We start from the raw sequence: 21,261 nt of genomic DNA, 5'->3' as shown, positions 1-21,261 counted from the left end.
ATACTGTGCACATCGTGGCCGAACCTCGCATGCTCCTGCTCGACACCGCTTCGCTCTACTTCCGCGCCTTCTTCGGCGTGCCCGACATCAAGGCGGACGACGGCACTCCGGTCAACGCCGTGCGGGGCCTGCTGGAGTTCATCAGCCGGCTGGTGAACGACTACTCCCCCACCGACCTCGTGTGCTGCTGGGACAACGACTGGCGGCCGCAGTGGCGCGTCGACCTGATCCCCACCTACAAGACCCACCGGGTGGTGGAGGAGGTCGAGACGGCTCCTGACGTGGAAGAGGTGCCCGACCCCCTGCAGGTGCAGGTGCCGATCATCCGCGAGGTGCTCGCGGCCGCCGGCATCTGTGTCATCGGCGTCGACGGCTACGAGGCCGACGACGTGATCGGCACGCTCGCGACGAACGCCGGGATGCCTGTCGACGTCGTCACCGGCGACCGTGACCTCTTCCAGCTCGTCGACGACGCTGCCGGCGTACGCATCCTCTATCCGACGCGCGGCGTGGGCGACCCCGACCTGGTCGACGAGAAGTGGCTGGTCGCCAAGTACGGAGTGCGTGCCGATCAGTACGCCGACTTCGCCACCATGCGCGGCGACACCTCCGACGGCCTGCCCGGCGTGAAGGGGGTCGGCGAGAAGACCGCCGCCAAGCTCCTCCAGCAGTTCGGTGACCTGGAGGGCATCATCGCCGCGGTCGCCGATCCCGCCACGTCGATCACGAAGGCGCAGCGGCAGAAGTTCGTCGACGCCGCCGACTACCTGGCGGTGGCACCGGAGGTCGTGGCGGTGGCCCGCAATCTTCCGCTGGATCGGAGTCGCACCGCGCTGCCCAGCACTCCGGCCGATCTCGACCGGCTGCGCGAGCTGGCCGCGACGTACAACCTCTCCTCTCAGGTGGCACGGCTCGAGGCGGCTCTCTCCGCCCGCTAGTCGCTGGTGATCCCGGTGTGATGGCACCCACTCCAGCTCGGGCAAGAAATTCTTCCGAAACCGCATCAGGGTTTCGATCCGGCTCCGTCTCCTTGGCAAGACCTCGGACAAGGGAGCGGACCAATGAGCGACATCAAGCACCCGACGGTGCAGCACGACATCACGATCACCTGCCTCGACCCGTGGGGCCGCACGGTGGAGGTGCCGACGACCCTGGGGTACCAGGAGCGTGACCCGTACGCCGTCAGCCTGACCTTCCACTCGGCCTCCGGTGACGTCGAGTGGGTCGTCTCCCGCACGCTGATGCTGCAGGGGCTCGCCGCTCCCGCGGGCGAGGGCGACGTGAAGATCTACCCGAGCATCGACGAGGACGCGAAGGCGGTCGCCGTGCTCGACTTCAGCTCCCCCGACGGCCGGCTGATCGCCACTGCCGACTCCGGTGAGGTGCACACGTTCCTCGGCAAGTCGTTCTCCGCCGTGCCGGTCGGCGCCGAGAGCCAGCACCTCGACGTCGACAGCCTGATCTCGGATCTGCTCGGCACCTCCTCCGACGCCGAGTAGCCGCTCGTCCCTCCGGTTCGCGTGGGCCCTTGCTCTCCCAGATCTCTGGGGAGCAAGGGCCCGTCGTTGTTTCGTGGCAGAGACGAGCCGTCGCCGACACCCACCCCGATGTGGTAGTGATGTGCGTCACCCCATACTCGGAGGTTCCCAGTGCTGCCAGCTTTCCTGTCCCGCGAGCGAACGGTGGCCGGCCCCGGCTTCAGTCGCTGGCTCATTCCCCCGGCGGCGCTCGCCGTCCACCTCTGCATCGGCCAGGTCTATGCGACCAGCGTCTACAAGACCGCTCTCGTCGAGCACTTCGACTCCAGCCAGACCGCGATCGGTGTGATCTTCTCGATCGCGATCGTGATGCTCGGGCTCTCCGCAGCCGTCATGGGCACCTGGGTCGACCGCAACGGCCCCCGTGCGGCGATGACGCTGGCCACGATCTTCTGGGTCTCCGGCTTCTTCGTCGGTGCCCTCGGCATCGGCACCGGCCAGCTGTGGCTGGTCTACCTCGGCTACGGTTTCATCGGCGGCATCGGGCTCGGCATCGGCTACATCTCGCCGGTCTCGACCCTGATCAAGTGGTTCCCCGACCGACCCGGGCTCGCCACCGGGATGGCGATCATGGGTTTCGGCGGCGGCGCGATGATCGCCAGCCCGCTGAGCGGCCGGCTGCTCTCGCTCTACGACTCGTCCTACACCGGCGACGCCACCACGGTCCCTGACGGTCACGCCGTGATGATGCTCTTCCTCACCCTCGGTGTGGTCTATCTCGTGCTGATGTCCTTCGGTGCCGCCACCGTCCGGGTGCCACCGGAAGGCTGGACGCCGGAGGGTTGGGACCCGTCGAGCGTGAAGCAGAAGAAGCTCGTCACCACCGCGAGCGTCTCGGCCAACAGCGCGATCAGGACTCGCTCGTTCTGGCTGGTGTGGATCGTGCTGTTCTGCAACGTGACCGCGGGCATCGGCATCCTCGAGCAGGCTGCGCCGATGATCCAGGACTTCTTCCGTGAGGACGGCGTCTCCGCGGTCAGCGCGGTCGCCGCCGGCGGCTTCGTCGGGCTGCTCTCGATCGCCAACATGGGCGGCCGGTTCGTCTGGTCCACGACCTCCGACATCATCGGTCGCAAGCCGATCTACATGATGTATCTCGGCGTCGGCGTCGTGGTCTATCTGCTGCTGGCGACCGCCGGCCATGTCTCGACGGCGCTGTTCGTGCTGTTCGCCGTCGTGATCCTGTCCTTCTACGGTGGCGGCTTCGCGACCGTCCCGGCCTACCTGCGCGACCTCTTCGGTACGTTCCAGGTCGGCGCCATCCACGGACGCCTGCTGACCGCGTGGTCGGCGGCCGGGATCGCCGGACCGCTCATCATCAACGCCTTCCTCGACGCACAGGGCGAGCCCGGCACACTGACCGCGGCCGCCTACCGGCCCGCGCTGCTGACCATGGTCGGCCTGCTGGCCATCGGGTTCGTCGCCAACCTCCTGGTCCGCCAGGTGCCGGAGCGATATCACGAGCCGGCGTCCGGCGGGCCGTCCGAGACCGAGAGGAGTGCGGCATGAGTGCCAAGGTCGCCGGCGCGTGGGCGCTGGTCGGGATCCCGTTGGCCTACGGCGTGATCGAGACGCTGCGCCGGGCGGTGCAGCTCTTCACCGGCTGAGGTCTCGGGGCCGTTCAGAGGCCGAGCAGACTCGCCTCGTTCGTACGCCACGCCTCCTGCGCCGCCCGGGTCACCGGGCCGTGCGGGAGGGTGCGCGTGCCCCACTGCGTGACAGCCTGCACGTCGCGCAGGCTGGAGGTGAGGAAGACCTCCGTGGCGTACTCCTCGACGTCGGCCAGCGGCTCGTCGGTCTCCTCCGCGCCGAACCACTCCAGCACCAGGGCACGGGTGATCCCGGCGAGCGGGCCGCTGGAGAGCGTTGGGGTCTTCAGCACCCCGTCGAGCACGTAGAAGATGTTGCTCCCGGTGCCCTCGCACAGGTCACCCACCGTGTTGGCGAAGATCGCCTCGGTCGCCCCCTGCTTGTGGGCCTCGGCGAGGGCGATGACGTTCTCGGCGTACGACGTGGTCTTCAGGCCGGTCGTCGCGCCGTGCTCGTTGCGGCGCCACGGCACGCTGACGATCTTGGTCTCGGCCGGGTTGGGGTCTGTGTCTTCGATCCCGACCACGATCGTCGGAGCGACCTCCGCGCGGCCGGAGCCGAACGGCGCCGGCCCGCCCGTCACGGTGATCCTCAGCCGTCCGTACGCAGTCGGGCCCGCCCCGAGCACGGCCTCGATCCCCTTGGTGACGAGAGCACGGTCAGGAGCGGCAAGCCCCAGGCCCGCAGCCGAGCGCTCGAGCCGGTCAAGGTGACGAGCGAGCGCGAACGGCTGGTCGTCGATCACCTTGAGGGTCTCGAAGACCCCGTCGCCCACGACGAGCCCATGGTCGGTGATGGAGACGGCCGGAGCCTTCGGGTCGTCGAGAAGCTGGCCATCGATCCATGCGCGCATGCGGCAACTCTATGACCTCCCTGGTCAGGGCCGGGAATGCCCGCTCAGAGGGTCGCCGAGGTGGCCGGCGAATGACACGCAGGTGACCCCCGATTTGTCCGGTGTGCACGGCTCCGATAATGTTCTTCTCGTCGCCAAGGGCACGGGAAACCGGTCCGAAGCACAAGCGGACGTAGCTCAGTTGGTAGAGCGCAACCTTGCCAAGGTTGAGGTCGCGAGTTCGAGCCTCGTCGTCCGCTCGGAGTAGGTCTCCACCGGAGGCATTGCCTCCAACGGTGGGTTGGCCGAGAGGCGAGGCAACGGACTGCAAATCCGTGTACACGGGTTCAAATCCCGTACCCACCTCGAAGCACCACCCTGATGTAAACTGCACAAACTGAATAACCACGGACGATTGGCGCAGCGGTAGCGCGCTTCCTTGACACGGAAGAGGTCACTGGTTCAAACCCAGTATCGTCCACCACCGAATCTGGCTCTGACCTCGAGATATAGGTCAGAGCCAGTACTCATTTCCGGCCCCGGTGCGACGTCGGCCGGGCTGCGGCGATAACGACTACCAGGCGAATCGCGAGTCGCTGAGCTCCGATCTGCAGTCCACCGTCAAGAGCGCCCCACGATCTGGTCGCGGCGCAGCAATCCCCCCAGGTCGTCGACAGCACAACTGTTCGGCCTTCGTTCGGCCTTGTGTGTTGCTTCCCATCGCCTCCGCAACACTGGTAAAAACGGGGAAGCCCTCCGGGAAGGCGACCAACCGTGTCTGACGTCGAGATCAACTATGCCGCGCTATCCGAAGTGAAAGCAGCCTTGGACGTGATCGTCAGCGAGTTGGACTCTGCACCGAATCGTGCAGCAGACCTCGAATCTGCGGTCGCTGACCCGTTCGGCGAGACCGGGCTGCGAGATCAGTCGACCGAGTTCGAGGTTCGGTGGGATGACAAGCGGGCCCGCCTGCGCGACAGCTTGGAACAGATCAGCGAGCATGTCCAGGCCGTCATCGACGCGTTCGACTCCCTCGACACAGCAGCAGCTCGGATGGTGGACCAATGAGCCTGGGTGACTCGATCGAAGCGATCGGCAATGCAGGCCTCTCTCCCCAGGGCAGACCGATCCGATCGATGAATGGCAACCCGGAGACGGTCGAGTCCAACGGTGACGAGATGGTTCAGGCGGGCCAGGACATGGTCAAGGCGGCAACGACACTGCTCCAGATCCAGGCCAACCAGCTCGGTGGCGGCGAGATGGCTGGTCACGCAGTCGACGCGCTGCGTGAGTCTGTCGGTTCAGCAGCCTACACGCTGACCCAGGCTGGCGAACTCTACGAGCCTGTGGGAACGGCGCTGAAACGCTACGGCAGCAGTGTCAGCGGCACGAAAACACGGGCCGACACGTTGGCGTCATCGTGTGAAGATCTGTGGCAGACCTACCTGTCGCTGCCCGGAGACAAGGACGGCGCGAGTAGTCCGGACGACGTCTCGGTGGGCCCCGTACCCCTGCCCGCCGATAGTCCGGTCGCCAAGGAGATCGCCGAGGACAACCAGGCCAAGGCAGATGCGTACGAGGCTTGGAAGCAGGAAGCTACCCAGTGGGATGCAGCCTACGACGAGTGGAAAGATGCCTACGATGCGGCTCTTGCCGAGGTTCATGACGGAACCGTCGATGCCATCGAAGACTATGTGTGGGAAAACTTCGACGACGATCTGACCGAGGACCGTTCCTCCGATCCGCTCTACCCCGACGGCGAACCGGAGATGGACGACATACACCAGGGCGCGTTCGGCGACTGCTGGCTGCTCTCGACCCTTGCCGGCCAAGCACAGGCTGACCCATCCAAGATCGAGGACATGATCACCGACAACGGAGACGGCACGTACACCGTGCGTTTCGCCGATGGTGAGGAGGTCACCGTTGATGACAACGCGCTGCTCGACCACGGTGACGTCGACCAGGCCAAGTGGATCAGCGTCATCGAATCTGCCTACGCGGCGCGGGAGGGATCGTACGGCGACATCGACGGTGGCAACGCTGAGAACGCCATGGAAGACCTCTTCGGTTACGACGTCGACAACTTCGACCCCGACAGCACGAAGGACTTCTTCTTCGGGAACAACGTCTCCCCCGAGGATTCCTACAACCGGATCGACGACGCGCTCGACGACAACAGGCCGGTCAGCGCGAGTGTGCGAGACGAGTTGGGTATCGAGGGTGGGCACTCGCTGACCGTGACCGACGTCTATGAGGTCGATGGCGTCAAGTACGTCGAACTCCGGAACCCATGGGCAAGCCACGGGCAGATGGAGGATCCGATCAACGAAGCAGGTGGAACCACTATGGGCGACGGAATCTTCCGGATGCCGCTCGACGAGTTCGCCGACAACTTCGCCGAAGTCCAAGTCGCCAAGTAGGAGACATCCATGCGTCGCGTACTACCTGTCGTCTGTGCCGTTGTGCTTGTCGCGACGGCCTGCTCCACCACCCAGAAGGAGCCAACCGTGCCCCAGACCACCGATTCTCACAGCGACCAAGCCACCAACAAGGCCGAGAGCATCGCCGATCTGGTTGCCGAGGCCGACCTCATCGTCCGCGGCACCGTTACGAAGGCAGCGCCAGCCATCGACGACAACGACGCCTCCACCTTCGAGGCGCAGTCGGCGACGATCGCCGTCGACAAGGTGTTGAAAGGCGATGCACGGCCCGGGAACCTGGAGATCAGCAAGCCGGACTCCGCCTACTACCTCACGTCCGAGGCCGATCCCGACGGCCCGGCCCGTGGGCGATTCGCCGGGACATTCGTCCTCAAGACCGAATCCGGCACTCCCACCCTGTTCGGCTACGTCGGCGTCCACGACGATGCGTACGCACCGCAGGCCTTCGCCCGTGTGCTCGCCCACCTACCTGAACGCAGGCCAGCGGCCACCACCAAACAACTCAGCGCGTGGGCCAAGGACGCCGACCTGATCGTCTACGGCTCCGCATTTGGCGACGCTGACCATGTCACCGATCGCACCCCGAGGCTCAATCTCTCTGACCACGCCAGCATCGAACCGATCGAGGTCCTCAAGGGTGATCTCGGCAGCAACATCGACGTCGCGCAAGGACCGCAGCCAAGCGAGCCGGGCGGGACATGGTCGTTCCCGATCGGCAAGGACGACTTCCTGGTCGGCGTCTACTTCATCGATACCTCCGGCGCGACGCCGACGGTGATCAACACCGCGACCCCCGTCGGCGTCAACCGTCGCCGGGTCGAGAAGCTTCTCTGAGCCAGGTCCGCCATGAGGGTGCGGGCCGACCTCCATGACGAGGACAAGAGCTCGACACCGTGAGGCCGTCCGCCATGGCTGTCATGGTTGGTTATCCGCAGGATTGAGGACCCCAGCCGCCGTGATGGCGGCCTCGAGGATCGCCTCCCATGGCAGTGCCTGGTCCGGTGGCAGCTGTCGGGGTGGGTGGAGGGGCCAGAGGTCGGGGCCCTCGATCAGGCGTACGCCGGCGGCGCGCAGGGCGGACATGTGGGAGGGCCAGGCGGGGTGAGCGGCGTGGGCGGCGTTGATGAGCGGAAAGATAACGACCGGGACGGTGCCCAGGCTCTCGGTCACGACGGTGAGGGCCTGGTTGTCGGCCAGGCCGAGGGCGATCTTGGCGGTCGTGTTGAACGTCGCTGGGGCGACGACGATGACGTCGAGCTGCGCGGGATGGGTGCGCGGCTCCCACGGGAGTCGGCTCGGGCCACGCACCGGGAAGCCGGTGGCGGTCTCGATGCGGGCGGCTTCGTCGTTCGCGGTCAGCCAGGTGTAGGCGGTGGGAGTCAGGGTCACCGGCACACGGTGGCCGGCGTGCAGCAGCGGCGTGATCAGCTTGTCGTGGAGATCCTCCACGCCGCCCGCGGCGCAGGCGATGACTCCGACGGTGGCCACTCCGCGAGCGTACGGGACGCGGATCAGTCGATCAGGCCGGCCTCGCGGGCGATCCGGACGGCGTGCACGCGGTTGTTGGCGCTGAGCTTGCGGGTTGCGCTCTTGAGGTAGGACTTGACGGTGCTCTCCACGATCCCGAGGGCCTCGGCGGCCTCGCGGTTGCTGTTGCCGAGGGCGACCTGGCGGAGCACGTCGACCTCGCGGGCGGCGAGGCGTACGGGTGGGGCGAGCTGAGATGGCTTCGCCTCCCCCGCCGCTCCGGTGAGCCGCAGGACCATGGCCTCGAGCCGGCTGCGTACGTCCGGATCGACCACCTGGCTCGCAAGGTCGGTCAGCTCGACGGCGATCTCCTGGCGTTCGGCACGGTCGCGCTTCGCGGCGGCATCCTGGGCAGGTGGGGCCGGTGCGGGGGTTGGGGCCAGGCGGGACAGCCTGGCCCGGACCGCGTCGTCGATCAGGATCTCCCGCTCGAGCGCACGGATCAGGGGCCGCAGGCTGTCGTACCAGACGGTGCCGAGGCCGAGGCGCGAACGAGAGGCGAGGTAGACAAGCATGCGCGGCGTACGGTCGACCAGGATCGGCAGGGCGGCGACGGTCTGCAGCTGCTCCTGGGCGACGGCGGTGTCGTAGAGGTGCGTGATTCCGCGAGCCGAGTAGTAGTGGTCGACCGCGCCGGGCTGGCGGGTCTGCAGCGTCTTCCCACCCAGGCCCTGCCCGTTGACGACCCGCAGGCCGCGGAGGGCGGTGCCCCGCGCACCGCAGGTCGCGGTGATGTCGATCACCGTGCCGTCGCTACGGACCGGACCACCGAAGGCGAGGTCCAGACCGGACGAGGTGCGGAACGACGCCAGTGTCTGGGCGATCCGGGCGCCGTCGTAGGGCGCCTCTGCTGCGATCGCGGTGCTGCTCATGATGCCGAGGGTAAGTGACGGCCATCACAAGCAACAAGAGGGACACCCCCTCTTTCGAGGGCACTCTTCTGGGGGTATCGGGGGATTCGATGCCGCCGCACACTCAGGTCACCCATCTGAGAGTAGGAGACAGCGTCATGTCACACATCACGGCTGAAAGACCCGAGGTGGACGCACGCACGATGCGCCGCGTCGCCACCGCGTCCCTGACCGGCACCACCATCGAGTTCTACGACTTCCTCATCTACGGCCTGGCGGCGGCGCTCGTGTTCAACGCCATCTTCTTCCCGTCCATGGGCGGGCCAGAGGGCACCTTGGCCTCGATAGCGACTTTCGGAGTCGCGTTCGTCTTCCGTCCTCTGGGCGCGATCCTGTTCGGGCACTACGGCGACCGGATCGGCCGCAAGGCCACGCTCATCACGACGCTGATGATCATGGGCACCTCGACGTTTGCGATCGGGCTGATCCCCAGTGTGGAGTCGATCGGGAAGAGCGCTGTGGTGATCCTGGTGCTGCTGCGAGCACTGCAGGGCATTGCGCTCGGTGGCGAGTGGGCCGGTGCCGCGCTCCTCACCACGGAGTACGCCGCCCACGGGAAGCGCGGCCGCTACAGCATGTTCCCCCAGCTCGGTCCCAGCCTGGGCCTGATCATCGCGGCGGCCGCCATGCTCACCACGTTCCGGCTGATGGCGCCCGAGGCCTTCGCTGCCTGGGGCTGGCGGATCCCGTTCCTGGCGAGCGCCGTGCTGGTCGCCGTCGGGCTCTGGGTGCGCCTGAAGGTCGCCGAGACGCCGTCGTTCAAGAAGGTGCAGTCGGCCGGCGCCCGCAGCGCGCTGCCGTTCCTCGGCTGCCTGCGTGACCAGTGGCGGCAGGTGCTGCTCGGTGGCGGCATCATGGCGATCGTCTTCGGCGCCTTCTACACCGGCGCCAGCTTCATGGTCGCCCACGCGGTCGGGAGCCTCGGCCTGAGCATGACGCAGGCCCTGCTCGGCGTCATCGTCGCCGCCTTCGCGATGAGCCTGACGGTGATCGCCTCGGCATGGCTCTCCGACGTGTTCGGCCGACGGATGGTCCTGCTCGTGGGTGCCGGCTTCGGTGTCATCGCCGGCCCGTTGGCGTTCGGGGTCATGGAGCCGGGCAGCTTCGCCGGCTTCGCCCTCGGCAACAGCCTGCTGCTCTGCGTGCTCGGCCTCAACTACGGCCCGATCGCGGCCTTCCTGCCCGAGATGTTCCATGCGAGGTACCGCTACACGGGCGCCGGCCTGGGCTACAACATCGCCGGCATCCTGGGCGGTGCCGTGCCGCTCGTGATCGCCGAGGACCTGCTGGCCCGTTGGGGCACGGACGGCATCGCCTACTTCCTCACCGCGCTGGCGCTGCTGAGCGTCGTGTGTCTCCTGGTCGCCAAGGAGACCAGCCGCGTGGCGCTCGACGCGGACCCCGCGATCGCCTGAGCCGACTGCTTTACCCTCTTTCGGGGGTGTGACGCGGGCCACGGTCTCGGTCATGCTGGCCGCATGACCGAGACCACATCCGCGCCCGAGTCGTCTGCCCGCGGCGACGTCGACATCCCGCTGCTCGAGGAGACGATCGGCGCCAACTTCGATCGAACCGTCGAGCACCACGGAGACCGCGAGGCACTCGTCGAGATCGCGACCGGGCGCCGCTGGACGTACGCCGAGCTGAACGCGGACATCGACGCGCTCGCCGTGGGGCTGCGCAAGGCCGGGATCGGCAAGGGCGACCGGGTCGGCATCTGGGCCCCGAACTGCGCGGAGTGGACGATGGTCCAGTTCGCCACCGCCAAGATCGGCGCGATCCTGGTCAACATCAATCCCGCCTACCGCACCCACGAGCTCTCCTACGCGCTGAACCAGTCCGGCGTCCGTCTGCTGATCAGCGCTACCTCGTTCAAGACGAGCGACTACACCGCCCTCGTCGGCGAGGTCGAGGCCGACTGCGGCGCCCTCGAGCGGACGATCTTCCTCGGCACGCCGGAGTGGGAGGCGCTGCTCGCCGACGGGCGTGGCGAGGCGATCGCCGACCACGTCGCGTACGAGCTCGATCCGAACGACCCGATCAACATCCAGTACACCTCGGGCACGACCGGCTTCCCGAAGGGCGCGACGCTCTCGCACCGCAACATCTTGAACAACGGCTTCTTCGTCACCGAGACGATCCACTTCACCGAGCAGGACCGGCTCTGCATCCCGGTGCCCTTTTACCACTGCTTCGGCATGGTGATGGCCAACCTCGGCTGCACCACCCACGGCGCGACCATGGTGATCCCGAGCCCCGGCTTCGACCCGCGTACGACGCTGCAGACCGTGCAGGAGGAGAAGTGCACGGCGCTGTACGGCGTACCGACGATGTTCATCGCGATGCAGGACGAACCGGAGTTCGCCTCCTTCGACCTCTCCACGCTGCGCACCGGGATCATGGCCGGCGCGCTGTGCCCGATCGAGGTGATGAAGCGGTGCGTCAGCGAGATGCACATGAGCGAGGTCGCGATCGCCTACGGGATGACCGAGACCTCCCCGGTCTCCTGCCAGACCCGCACCGACGACGATCTCGAGCGGCGCACCGAGACGATCGGGCGGGCCGCGCCGCACGTCGAGGTCAAGATCATCGACGCGGTCACCGGTGAGGTGGTCCCCCGCGGCACGGCCGGCGAGTTCTGCACCCGCGGCTACTCGGTGATGCTCGGCTACTGGGACGACGAGACGAAGACAGCCGACGCGATCGACGCCGACGGCTGGATGCACACCGGCGACCTCGCCGTGATGCGCGAGGACGGCTACTGCGTGGTCGTCGGCCGGATCAAGGACATGGTCATCCGCGGCGGGGAGAACATCTACCCGCGCGAGATCGAGGAGTTCCTCTTCACCCACCCCGACATCGCCGAGGCCCAGGTCGTGGGCGTGCCCGACGAGAGGTACGGCGAGGAGCTCTGCGCCTGGATCCGGATGCGCCCCGGCGCCGAGCCGCTGGACACCGAGGCCGTCCGCGCCTTCGCCAGCGGCAAGCTCGCCCACTTCAAGCTTCCCCGCTACGTGCTGCTCGTCGACGAGTTCCCTATGACGGTCACCGGCAAGGTCCGCAAGATCGACATGCGCAAGCGGAGCGTCGAGCTGCTCGGGCTCTGAGCGTCCGGACGAGGACGCCAGCGGGCCCCGGCAATGCCGGGGCCCGCTGGCGGCGTGCAGGTGGGTCAGCCCAGCGCGATCATGGCGGGGACGGTGAGCACCGCGGCGTAGTAGCCCATGAACTGCACTCCGGAGTGCATGCCGAACATTCGGTTGAGCAGGCCTCCGACCAAGCCGACGGTCACGGTGACCAGCACCGCCAGGATGCCACCTTCGTAGAGGCAGATGACGAGGATCAGGCCGGCGAATGCGCCGATGATCGCCTCGTGGGAGACATTGCGCATGACCCAGGACGCCGCACGGTGGGCATTGGTCATCGCGAACGGGTAGGCGACCAGGGTGGCGATCGTGACCGCGACCAGACCGAACGCCAGGAACTCCCACGTCGAGAGCAGGTTGTGGAGGTTGTTGGTCGCACCGGTCTCCGCGTTGACGGTGTAGACCGGCGGTGCGTTGAAGAGCGGCGCCGCCGGGCCTGCAGCCATCGGGGAGAGCGGCAGGCCGAGCGCGACCAGCGGGATCAGCGTCTCCGCGATGTAGGTCGACTCCGTCGTGCCGTTGCGTACGGCCATCTTGGTGGTGAGCTTGTGATAGCCGTTCTTGACGCGGGCACCCACTGCTTCACCCATCAGCACCGTCATCGCCACCGGCGAGAAGACGAAGGTTGCGCTCGAGACGACGGCCGCACCTGAGGTATAGGCCACCTGCTTACGGTCGAGGACCTTGAGCGGGTTGGGCATCCGGCCCGCCCAGGTCCGTACGTCCGGAGCGAGGGCGAACTCGCGGGGCCCGCTGCGCTCGAGGCTCTTTCGGCCTGCTGGGGACATCGCCAGGAAGAGGTCTGCGATGAGCGGACCGGTGGCGATGCCGAGGAAGAAGCTGATGCTCAGTGCGTGGCCGAGCTCTGCGGTGACGAACGAGTTGATCCCCACGATCAGCAGCACGAACGGGAACATCGCCGCCACCGCGGCCCAGCGGCCCTTCGAGGTGAGCGCGATGAGGATGGCCGCTCCCGCGAAGATCCACGGCGCTGCCTGACCGATCTCGTCAGCCACCGGCGAGAGCATCCAGGCGAAGAGGACTGCCAGCGGAACTGCGATGAATGCGGACAGTACGCCGCCCGAGATCGCCTTGCGCAGGGCGATGTGCGGCACGCCGAGCTCGCGTAGCTGTTGGGCGTCGGCCAGCATCGGCGCCGCCATCGTGTCGCCCGGGATTCCGAGCAAGGTGGTGGGGATGGCATGAGTGATGTGCTTGGAGATGACCGCGGCGAGGAAGAAGCTGAAGACACCGGCGGCAGGCACGCCGAGGAGCACCACGAGCAGAGTGATGGGTGCGACGACGGCGGTCTCGTCGGTGCCCGACACCAGCCCGATGGCGGCGAAGACGACAGCGCCGATCAGCCCCATACCGATGGCCCAGAGCAGTGGTTCCATCATGAGCGTGCCTCCTGTTGGTCGCCGGTGCCGGCGCCGGGCTCGGCGTCGAGGTGTGCCTGCACCAGCACGTCGTAGAGCCCGAGCTGGCGCAGCTCGTCCCGCGCCTCGACCGACAGATCCGCGGGATCGGTCCACTCCCCTCCGTCGGCCGCGATGGCCGCGAGCGCCTCTCGGCGGCTCTCGGCGGTTGCCGCGCTCTGAGTGACGATGCGCTTGGGTTTGAAGAGCCGGGCGGCGATGAACGCTGCGACCAGACAGGCGGCGAGCCCGAGCAGCAACGCATATGACTGGGCGAGCGTCTGGTCTTCCACGGTCGCTCTGAAGAACTTCCTGCCCAGCAGGAAGGTCGGGGTCGCGATGCCGGCACCGAGCGCGATCGACGCGCTCAGGTGCTTGGTGTCGACGGTGTCACCCCAGACTTCGATGAGTCGGGACATGGGACAGTTCTCCGATCAGTTCTTCAGGGCGAGCGCGTTGGCGGCTCGCGAGACGGTCGGCCTGCCCAGGTGTCCGGCAAGCCACGTGCTGGTCTCCACCAGCGCGGAGAGGTCGACGCCCGTGTCGATGCCGAGCCCGTCGAGCATCCAGACGAGGTCCTCGGTCGCCAGGTTGCCGGTGGCGCTCAGGGCGAACGGACAACCGCCGACGCCGCCGGCGGACGCGTCGAACTCTGTGACGCCCTCGAGCAGGGCCGCGTAGACGTTGGTGAGCGCCTGCCCGTAGGTGTCGTGCGCGTGCAGCGCCAGCCGGTCGACCGGGATCCCGGCAGCGACCAGGGCGCGGATCACGTTGCGTACGTGTCCGGGCGTCGCCACCCCGATGGTGTCGCCGAGCGAGATCGAGCCGACTCCGGTCTCGGCCATCGCCGTGGCGGCGGCCACGACCTCCTCCACCGCTACCGGACCTTCCCACGGGTCGCCGAAGACCATCGAGAGATAACCGCGTACGCCGACACCGGCAGCCAGCGCGTCTTTGGTCACCTGAGCCTGTGCTGCGGCGACGTCGAGGCGGGTCGCCCCGAGATTGGCCTGCGAGAACGACTCCGTCACGCTGCTGAACACCGCGACCTCGGAGACACCGGCCGCGAGCGCGTCGTCGAGCCCCCGGGCATTGGGCACCAGCACCGGATGACGAAGCCCGGCATCGAGGTCGACGATGCGCACCAGCTCGCGGGCGTCGGCGAGCTGGGGCACGCGCCGGGGGTTCACGAAGCTGGTCAGCTCGACGCTGGTCAGACCGGCCGCGATGAGACGGCGGACGAACTCGGCCTTGACCTCCACCGGAACCGCCGTCGGCTCGGCCTGGAGCCCGTCGCGTGGACCGACCTCGTAGATCCGCACTCGTGCGGGCAGATCAGGGTCGGCCACCCGCATCGGCAGCCCGAGGTCCGTGGTGAGGCTCATTTCCCGCTCCGCAGGTCAGCGAGCACGGCCTCGGCGCGGTCGTGGCGGAATGCCTTCTCGGCGATGAGCCGCTCGACGACCTGACCGATCTCGCCGGGACCGGCCCCCACGGCGATGGCGATGTTCTTCGCGTGCAGTGACATGTGGCCGCGCTGTACGCCTTCGCTGGCGAGCACCCGGAGCGCGGCGATGTTCTGCGCCAGCCCGACAGCGGTGATGAGCTCGGCGAGCTCGGCGGCAGAGGTCGCGCCGGTCAGCGCGACCGCGGCGCGAGCGCCCGGGTGGGTCTTGGTCGCGCCGCCGACGAGCCCGACCGGCATGGGAAGCTCGAGGGTCGCCACGATGTTGCCGTCAGCATCTTTCTCGAAGGTCGACAGCGAGGTGTAGCGGCCCTCGGCGCTGACGGCGTGGGAGTGCGCTCCGGCCTCGACGGCGCGGGTGTCGTTGCCGGTCGCGAGCACCACGGCGGAGATGCCGTTCATGATGCCCTTGTTATGGGTGGCCGCGCGATAGGGGTCACCGGCCGCGAGCTTGTAGGCGTGGACCATGTCGTCGACGACCTGATCCCCACCGAGCGTCTCGGCGTCGAGCACGGCGCGGGCACGCGCCAGGCGAAGGTCGGCCTTGTTGGTGAGGATCCTGAGGACGACACGCCCGCCGGCGAGCTCGGCTACCCGGTCGGCCACTGCCTCGGCCATGGTGTTGACCGCGTTGGCGCCCATCGCGTCGCGCACGTCGACGACCAGGTGAGCCACCACGTACGCCTCGTCCTCGAAGTCGACGACACGGACGGTGAGGTCGCGGACACCGCCACCGACCTCGGCGAGCTTGGGGTCTTGGGCTTCGGCGAGCTCGATCAGCTCATGGCGAGCCTCGAGAACACGGAGTCGCGCGGCGTGAGGGTCGACGACGTCGACCACCTGGATCTGTGCCTGCATGATCGGACCTGTGCTCGAGGTGTGGAAGCCACCCAGCGTTCTTGCCATCCGCGCGCCGTTGCTGGCGGCGGCGATCACCGACGCCTCTTCGGTGACCATCGGGACGAGCACGTCCCGCCCGTTGACCGTGTGGTTGGCCGCGATGCCGATCGGCAGGGAGAACGTGCCGATGACGTTCTCGCTCAGATGGTTGGCGGCATCGGCCCCGAAGCCGCCGTCGTCGAATGCAGCGAGCGCGGCGGCGTCGACGCCGGTCTGCTGGGTCACGACGGAGCGACGCTCCTCGACACTCAGGTTGCGGAAGCCTTGGATGCGGCTGGTGGTCACGAGCTGTCCTCTCAGTTGACTGACCCGCCAAGGACACCATTCGTTGTGACGTGCCGCACATGTCGAAACCAGACAGGATCGACGCTATGGAGTGTCCGATCTGGACAGGCTGTGGAGCTGCAGCGCGATCCCCAGTCGGAACCTGGCCTCCTGACGTCGCCACCCTGGGAGCAGCTGGTCGATACGCTCGAGGCGCTGCTTGACGGTGTTCGGGTGCACGAAGAGTGCCGCTGCGGCCCGGGTCACGCTGGCGTTGTGAGTCAGGAATGCGTCGAGCGTGCGAACCAGGTCGGAGCGGTGCGACGTGTCCCATGCCAGCAACGGGTCGAGAAGGCCGCGAGCGAACGCCAGCGCTCGATCGCCGTCCGGCCCGAACAGAGCCAGGTACGGCGCGTAGTCCTGTCCCATGACGGCGGCGTCGCTGACTCCGATCCCGGGGAGCATCCGCGAGAGCGTGGAGAGCTCGGCGACCTCGCCGGGGATGTCCTCGATCCGGGTCGTGCTGCCGATCAGGACCAAACCCGTGCCACCACCGAGGGCCAAGCGCGCGTGGACCCGATCGGCCAGCTGCCGCGAGTCGGGTGATCCCGGCACCAGCGCAACCACACCGGCGTCGTGCTGCGCGACCAGCCACCCGGAGTCGAGGCCTGACAGTGCACGCACCAGGCTCCACCGCTGTTGCTTCCATCCGGCCGTGACCACCGGCGTCCAGCTCCCGGCGAGATTCACGCCGCGCTGCGAGGCTCGGTGGCGCAAACCGTTCCAGCTCTGGCGCCCGGAGACGAGATCGCCGACCAGCTCACCGCGGACTCGCTCCTCGGCGTCGGCGATCGCATCTCGCTGCATGGTGACCAGGGCGTGGCTCTGCGCCCCGCGTTCGACCGTCCGACGCTGCACCTCGTCGAGTGGGTCTCCGCCCACCAGCAGCACGCCGAGCAACGTGCGCCCGGCCATCGCAGCGACCACGCCGAGGACGTCGGTGCCGACGTCGACCCATCTTGCAGTGCCCCGGCTCTTCTCGATCGCGCCGCTGACCTCGGGGCCGAGTCGCCCGGCGCTCCACCAGCCCGCCGCCCGATCGTCGCTCGTCGCCAACGGCGCGAGGTCTCGATCCGCGATCGCGACCGGACGCCCGAGCGACTCGGCCAGGATCCTCGCGATCGCGGACGATCCCTCACCCTCGAGCACCAGCCGGGTCAGACGCTCGTGGAGACTGGCGGATCCCTCCATCGCGGAGGCCCGCTGCTCTGCCTCCGCGCGGGCGGCGGCCGCGTTGGCCGCCGACTCACGCTCCGCGGCCAGCAGCCGAGCCGACTGCAGAATCACCGCCGCCTGGTCCGCGAACGCGGTGAGAAGGGAGATCTGCTCGCTGCTGAAGGTGTGGGCGGAACGGTCTGCGGCGAAGAGAACACCGAGCACCCGATCCGAGGAGATCAGCGGCACCCCGAGGATCGACTCCATGTGTTCGGCCTCGACCGCCGCGGTGACCTCGCTCTCGTGGGGGAACGCCGCGGCATCGTAGGCAGCGGTCCATTGGGGCGTACGTGTCTGCACGACCTTGCTGGCCAAGCCGATGCCGGCAGGGACCCGCAGGTCGCGCATGTTCGACGAGATCGTGCCCCGGTTTGCTCGCACGAGCAGCTCGTCGGTCGCTTCGTCGTACTCCGAGAGGTAGGTCAGGTCGGTGCCCATGAGCTCGTGCGCGCGGTCGACGAGCTTCTGCAGGAGCCTCTGGACGTCACGCACCTCCACGAGCTCACGAAGGCTGGCCATCAGCGAGGAGAGCTCACGGTCGCGAGCGCGCAGGCGGTCGAGCCGCGCACGTACGTCGAGGAGCGCTCGGACGGTCTCCTCTTCAAGGCCGACAGCGGCCTCCCGCAGCTCTTCGGGCGTGACCGACTGGTCGGCACGGACCAGCTCGGCCAGTGCTCGCACCTGCTCCGTCATGTTTTCGCGCCTCCTACCAGTGCCGTTGGTCCCACGCAGCTCCGGATCATCCAACCTGAACGGTCGGCTCGACCTCGACCGGAAAGTTCACGCTGTTGGCGATGAAACAGTCGAGGTGGGCCTGGTGGTGTGCGGTGGTCGCGGCCTCGATCATGGACGCGTCGGCGACGGTGACGACCGGGCGCAGCACCGCCCGGGTGAACCGCCCGCCGGTCCCCTGCGTCTCCATGGTGGCGATCGCGGCGTCGCGATAGCCGACCACGACGACGCCGACAGTCACGGCCTGGTGCAGGTAGGAGAGCATGTGGCACTGCGCCAGCGAGGTCAGCAGCAGCTGCTCGGGGTTGTGCCGGGTCGCGTCGCCGCGGAAGGTCGGGTCGGCGGAGCCGAGGATATCGGGCAGTCCCTCGATGCGTACGACGTGGTCTCGGGCGTAGTCGCGGTAGCCGCTGGTGCCGGTGCCGCGGTTGCCCGTCCACTCCACCGAGACCGTGTAGTCGTGGGTCAGTGCCATGTCCGCACCCTAGCGATGGGCGTGCAACCCCATCAGAGGTCGTGGTCGGCGGGGTGAAGCTGCGTGCCGGTGACGCCGCAGTGGGCGCACGTCTCGATGTGCACCCGGTGATCCTCGGGCGTGGGTTCGACGGCGAGCGGGCGGCGTACGAATGCGATCGCGAGGGCGGCGCCGATGATGAGGAGGCCGGCGTTCACGAGCATCGCGGTGCCGAAGCCGTCGTCGAAGGAGATCGGGTCGGTGTAGTCGTCGCCGGCGATCCCGACGGCCGCTGGGATCACGGCCACCGCGAGCAGGCCGGCGGTCCTGGCCACCGCGTTGTTGACGCCGGAGGCGATGCCCGCGTGCCGGTCGTCGGCGGCGTCGAGCACGGTGGCGGTCAGCGGCGAGACCAGCAGGGTGAGGCCCGAGGCGAAGAGCAGCACGGGCGCGAGCACGTCGAGGACGTACGACGCCTGCGGGCCGATCCGCCCCATCCAGAGCACGCCGCCCGCCGCGAGCAGCGGCCCCACCGTCATCGGCAGCCGCGGGCCGACTCGCTGCGCCAGCGCGCCCGCACGGGAGGAGAAGAGCAACATCACCACGGTCACCGGCAGCAGCGCCGAGCCGGCGGCGAGCGGCGACCAGCCGCTGACGACCTGGAGCTGCAGCACGAGCAGCACGAAGATCACCCCCAGCGCGGCGTAGACGAGCAGGGTGACCGCGTTGGCGGCGCTGAACTGCGGGTTGCGGAACAGGCTGAGCGGCACCAAGGGGTGAGCCGAGCGAGCCTCGACGACCACGAAGGCGACCAGGCACGCAACACCGGCGACAGCGGTCGTCGCGACCGAGCCCCCGAACCCCACCTCGCCCGCTCGGGTCAGCCCGAAGGTCAGGGCGCCCAGCCCGGCCGCGGCCAGCACGGTGCCGGTCAGGTCGAGCCGGCCACCGGCGTCGGGGTCACGGGTCTCGGGCACGTGGCGGGCCGCGACCACGACGATGAGCACAGCGACAGGGACGTTGACGAGGAAGACCAACCGCCAGTCGAGCTCGACCAGCCAGCCACCGACGAGCGGCCCGATCGCTGCCGCGATGCCGCTGAGCCCCGACCAGGCACCGACGGCGGCGGATCGGTCGTCGGGATGGAAGGAGGCGGCGATGATCGCCAGGCTCCCCGGGGTCAGCAGGGCTCCACCTATCCCCTGCAACCCTCGCGCCGCGATCAGGAGATCGATGTCTGGCGCCAGCCCGCACAGCAACGACGCGACGGCGAACCACACCACACCGATCAGGAACACCCGTCGTCGCCCGAATCGGTCGCCGAGGGAGCCACCGAGGAGGATCAGCGCGGCGAGGCTGAGCGTGTAGGCGTTGACGGTCCACTGCAGCCCGGAGAAGCCGGCGTCGAGATCCCCTCCGATCCGGCCGAGGGCGACGTTGACGACGGTCGAGTCGAGCATCGCGAGCCCGGAACCGAGCACGGTGGTCACGAGCACCCATCGCCCTCTGGCGGTGCCCAACCGGAGAAGGGTGCTGTCGGCCTCGGTCACCGCCACAGTCTAATGACGCGCCGACGACACGGCTACGACCCGCTCAGTCGTCCGCGACCCACGCCCGCAGGTCTCCCCCGTGCTCATCGAGGGTGGGAGGTGGTGCGTGGCCGACCGGGGTGACCTCACCGCGTTCGGAGAAGAACCGCAGCGGCGGGCCCGGAAGGGTCAGCGGCCCCAAGGTGGCATGGTCGACGTCGATGAGCAGCCCCTGGCTGGCGGTCTGCTCCCAGGCATAGACCTCGTCCAGCGAGCGCACCTTCCCCGCCGGCACACCGGCTTCGGCGAGCTTGACGAGCAGCTCCTCGGCCGGCCACGGCGCGAACACCGACTCGACGAGCTCGACGACTCGCTCCCTGTTGGCCGCGCGCTCGGGGTTGGTGGCCATCCCCTCGCGCTCGGGCGAGATGTCGAAGGCGGTGCAGAAGCGCCGCCACAGGCCCTCGCTGCCGACCGCGATCTGCACGGTGCCGTCGGCGCAGCGGAACAGGCCATAAGGCGAGATCGACGGGTGCTGGTTGCCCTGAGCGCGGCCGACCTCACCCGCCACCGTCCACCGGGTGCCCTGGAAGCCATGGACACCGACGACCGCGGAGAGCAGCGAGGTGCGTACGACGGTGCCGCGGCCGGTTCGCTCTCGCTCGTGGAGCGCGGCGAGCAGGCCGTAGGAGCCGTACATCCCGGCCAGCAGGTCGGCGATGGGGGTGCCGACCCGCTGGGGGTCTTCGGGGCCCGAGCCGGTGATCGACATCAGCCCGGCCTCGCCCTGGGCGATCTGGTCGTAGCCGGACCGTCCGCCCTCAGGGCCGTCGTGGCCGAACCCGGTGATGGAGAGCACGACCAGGCGCGGGTTGCGTGCCTGGAGCGACTCGATGCCGAGCCCGAGCCGGTCGAGGACACCGGTGCGGAAGTTCTCGATCAGCACGTCGGCGCGATCGACCAGGCGCAGCAGCACCTCGGTGTCGTCAGTGTTCTTGAGATCGAGGGTGATCGACTCCTTGTTGCGGTTGGCGGAGAGGAAGTACGTCGCCTCCCGCTGCCCCTCCTCCCCCACGAACGGCGGGCCCCAGCCCCGGGTGTCGTCGCCGTGACCGGGCGCCTCGACCTTGATCACCCGGGCGCCGAGGTCGCCCAGCATCATCGCGGCGTGAGGGCCGGCCAGGGCACGAGAGAGGTCGAGGACGACGATGTCGTCGAGCGGTCCACGCATATGCG

General features: G+C 68.3%; 20 protein-coding genes and 3 tRNA genes. 12 read left to right on the top strand and 11 right to left on the bottom strand.

Features of this window, described 5'->3' with window-relative positions; translation table 11 throughout:
- The first annotated feature begins 29 nt into the window (after positions 1-29).
- The 4 genes from FB381_RS12315 to FB381_RS24585 all read left to right on the top strand — a co-directional run bounded on the left by FB381_RS12315 (position 30) and on the right by FB381_RS24585 (position 3,145).
- Positions 30-938: a 5'-3' exonuclease gene (locus FB381_RS12315; protein ID WP_141782740.1), complete on the top strand. Its 909-nt coding sequence runs from the start codon at positions 30-32 to the stop codon at positions 936-938.
- A 123-nt stretch (positions 939-1,061) separates the two neighbouring features.
- Complete coding sequence (locus FB381_RS12310) at positions 1,062-1,499, top strand: SsgA family sporulation/cell division regulator (RefSeq protein WP_141780555.1); 438 nt, start codon at positions 1,062-1,064, stop codon at positions 1,497-1,499.
- A gap of 150 nt (positions 1,500-1,649) precedes the next feature.
- Positions 1,650-3,047 carry an OFA family MFS transporter gene (locus FB381_RS12305; protein ID WP_211352406.1) on the top strand — a complete coding sequence of 466 codons (1,398 nt, stop codon included), beginning with the start codon at positions 1,650-1,652 and terminating at the stop codon, positions 3,045-3,047.
- Complete coding sequence (locus FB381_RS24585; protein WP_425465444.1) at positions 3,044-3,145, top strand: MFS transporter small subunit; 102 nt, start codon at positions 3,044-3,046, stop codon at positions 3,143-3,145. Before FB381_RS12305 ends, FB381_RS24585 begins: the two co-directional genes overlap by 4 nt.
- 14 nt (positions 3,146-3,159) lie before the next feature.
- Here the strand turns inward: FB381_RS24585 and FB381_RS12300 are convergent, their stop codons facing one another.
- Entirely contained in the window at positions 3,160-3,981 is an 822-nt protein-coding gene (locus tag FB381_RS12300) for an aminotransferase class IV (protein ID WP_141780554.1), read from the bottom strand.
- Between the two features lie 166 nt (positions 3,982-4,147).
- Between FB381_RS12300 and FB381_RS12295 the strand changes: the two genes are divergently transcribed.
- The 6 genes from FB381_RS12295 to FB381_RS12270 all read left to right on the top strand — a co-directional run bounded on the left by FB381_RS12295 (position 4,148) and on the right by FB381_RS12270 (position 7,238).
- Positions 4,148-4,220, top strand: a tRNA-Gly gene (locus tag FB381_RS12295).
- A gap of 35 nt (positions 4,221-4,255) precedes the next feature.
- A tRNA-Cys gene (locus FB381_RS12290) sits at positions 4,256-4,326 on the top strand.
- 43 nt (positions 4,327-4,369) lie between these two features.
- Positions 4,370-4,444: transfer RNA gene (locus tag FB381_RS12285), tRNA-Val, on the top strand.
- A 290-nt stretch (positions 4,445-4,734) separates the two neighbouring features.
- Positions 4,735-5,028 (top strand): flagellar protein FlgN, encoded by a 294-nt coding sequence (locus tag FB381_RS12280; protein ID WP_141780553.1) that lies wholly within the window; start codon positions 4,735-4,737, stop codon positions 5,026-5,028.
- Positions 5,025-6,383, top strand: a complete 1,359-nt coding sequence (locus tag FB381_RS12275; protein ID WP_141780552.1) for a C2 family cysteine protease — start codon at positions 5,025-5,027, stop codon at positions 6,381-6,383. The genes FB381_RS12280 and FB381_RS12275 overlap by 4 nt, the downstream gene beginning before the upstream one ends.
- An 87-nt stretch (positions 6,384-6,470) precedes the next feature.
- Positions 6,471-7,238, top strand: a complete 768-nt coding sequence (locus FB381_RS12270) for a hypothetical protein (protein WP_141780551.1) — start codon at positions 6,471-6,473, stop codon at positions 7,236-7,238.
- 81 nt (positions 7,239-7,319) lie between these two features.
- On the opposite strand, the gene FB381_RS12265 is transcribed toward FB381_RS12270, so the two are convergent.
- Together FB381_RS12265 and FB381_RS12260 are read right to left on the bottom strand one after the other, a co-directional pair.
- Positions 7,320-7,892 (bottom strand): flavoprotein, encoded by a 573-nt coding sequence (locus FB381_RS12265; RefSeq protein ID WP_141780550.1) that lies wholly within the window; start codon positions 7,890-7,892, stop codon positions 7,320-7,322.
- Positions 7,893-7,915: 23 nt separating this feature from the next.
- Entirely contained in the window at positions 7,916-8,803 is an 888-nt protein-coding gene (locus tag FB381_RS12260; RefSeq protein WP_141780549.1) for a helix-turn-helix transcriptional regulator, read from the bottom strand.
- A 137-nt stretch (positions 8,804-8,940) separates the two neighbouring features.
- On the opposite strand from FB381_RS12260, the gene FB381_RS12255 reads away from it, so the two are divergent.
- Positions 8,941-10,257 (top strand): MFS transporter, encoded by a 1,317-nt coding sequence (locus FB381_RS12255; protein WP_141780548.1) that lies wholly within the window; start codon positions 8,941-8,943, stop codon positions 10,255-10,257.
- Positions 10,258-10,320: 63 nt separating this feature from the next.
- On the top strand, positions 10,321-11,949 hold the full coding sequence (locus FB381_RS12250) for an AMP-binding protein (RefSeq protein WP_141780547.1): 1,629 nt from the start codon (positions 10,321-10,323) through the stop codon (positions 11,947-11,949).
- Positions 11,950-12,014: 65 nt separating this feature from the next.
- On the opposite strand, the gene FB381_RS12245 is transcribed toward FB381_RS12250, so the two are convergent.
- The 8 genes from FB381_RS12245 to FB381_RS12210 form a co-directional block, all read right to left on the bottom strand.
- Positions 12,015-13,385: a tripartite tricarboxylate transporter permease gene (locus FB381_RS12245; RefSeq protein ID WP_211352405.1), complete on the bottom strand. Its 1,371-nt coding sequence runs from the start codon at positions 13,383-13,385 to the stop codon at positions 12,015-12,017.
- Positions 13,385-13,825, bottom strand: coding sequence for a hypothetical protein (locus FB381_RS12240; protein ID WP_211352404.1), 441 nt, complete (start codon positions 13,823-13,825; stop codon positions 13,385-13,387). The genes FB381_RS12245 and FB381_RS12240 overlap by 1 nt, the downstream gene beginning before the upstream one ends.
- 15 nt (positions 13,826-13,840) lie before the next feature.
- On the bottom strand, positions 13,841-14,791 hold the full coding sequence (locus FB381_RS12235) for a hydroxymethylglutaryl-CoA lyase (protein ID WP_141780545.1): 951 nt from the start codon (positions 14,789-14,791) through the stop codon (positions 13,841-13,843).
- The gene (locus tag FB381_RS12230; protein ID WP_211352403.1) at positions 14,788-16,056 is read right to left on the bottom strand and encodes a hydroxymethylglutaryl-CoA reductase, degradative; all 1,269 of its coding nucleotides are present in this window, start codon (positions 16,054-16,056) and stop codon (positions 14,788-14,790) included. Before FB381_RS12230 ends, FB381_RS12235 begins: the two co-directional genes overlap by 4 nt.
- An 84-nt stretch (positions 16,057-16,140) precedes the next feature.
- Entirely contained in the window at positions 16,141-18,003 is a 1,863-nt protein-coding gene (locus tag FB381_RS12225; RefSeq protein WP_141780543.1) for a helix-turn-helix domain-containing protein, read from the bottom strand.
- A 46-nt stretch (positions 18,004-18,049) separates the two neighbouring features.
- Positions 18,050-18,517 carry an OsmC family protein gene (locus tag FB381_RS12220; protein WP_141780542.1) on the bottom strand — a complete coding sequence of 156 codons (468 nt, stop codon included), beginning with the start codon at positions 18,515-18,517 and terminating at the stop codon, positions 18,050-18,052.
- A gap of 32 nt (positions 18,518-18,549) precedes the next feature.
- Positions 18,550-20,046 carry an MFS transporter gene (locus FB381_RS12215; protein WP_141780541.1) on the bottom strand — a complete coding sequence of 499 codons (1,497 nt, stop codon included), beginning with the start codon at positions 20,044-20,046 and terminating at the stop codon, positions 18,550-18,552.
- A 43-nt stretch (positions 20,047-20,089) separates the two neighbouring features.
- Positions 20,090-21,256, bottom strand: coding sequence for a CaiB/BaiF CoA transferase family protein (locus FB381_RS12210; RefSeq protein WP_141780540.1), 1,167 nt, complete (start codon positions 21,254-21,256; stop codon positions 20,090-20,092).
- Between the last annotated feature and the right edge of the window lie 5 nt (positions 21,257-21,261).

The sequence above is a fragment of the Nocardioides albertanoniae genome (genome assembly GCF_006716315.1).
Classification (GTDB): Bacteria; Actinomycetota; Actinomycetes; order Propionibacteriales; family Nocardioidaceae; genus Nocardioides; species Nocardioides albertanoniae.
This window is presented reverse-complemented; position numbering and strand designations above follow the sequence as displayed.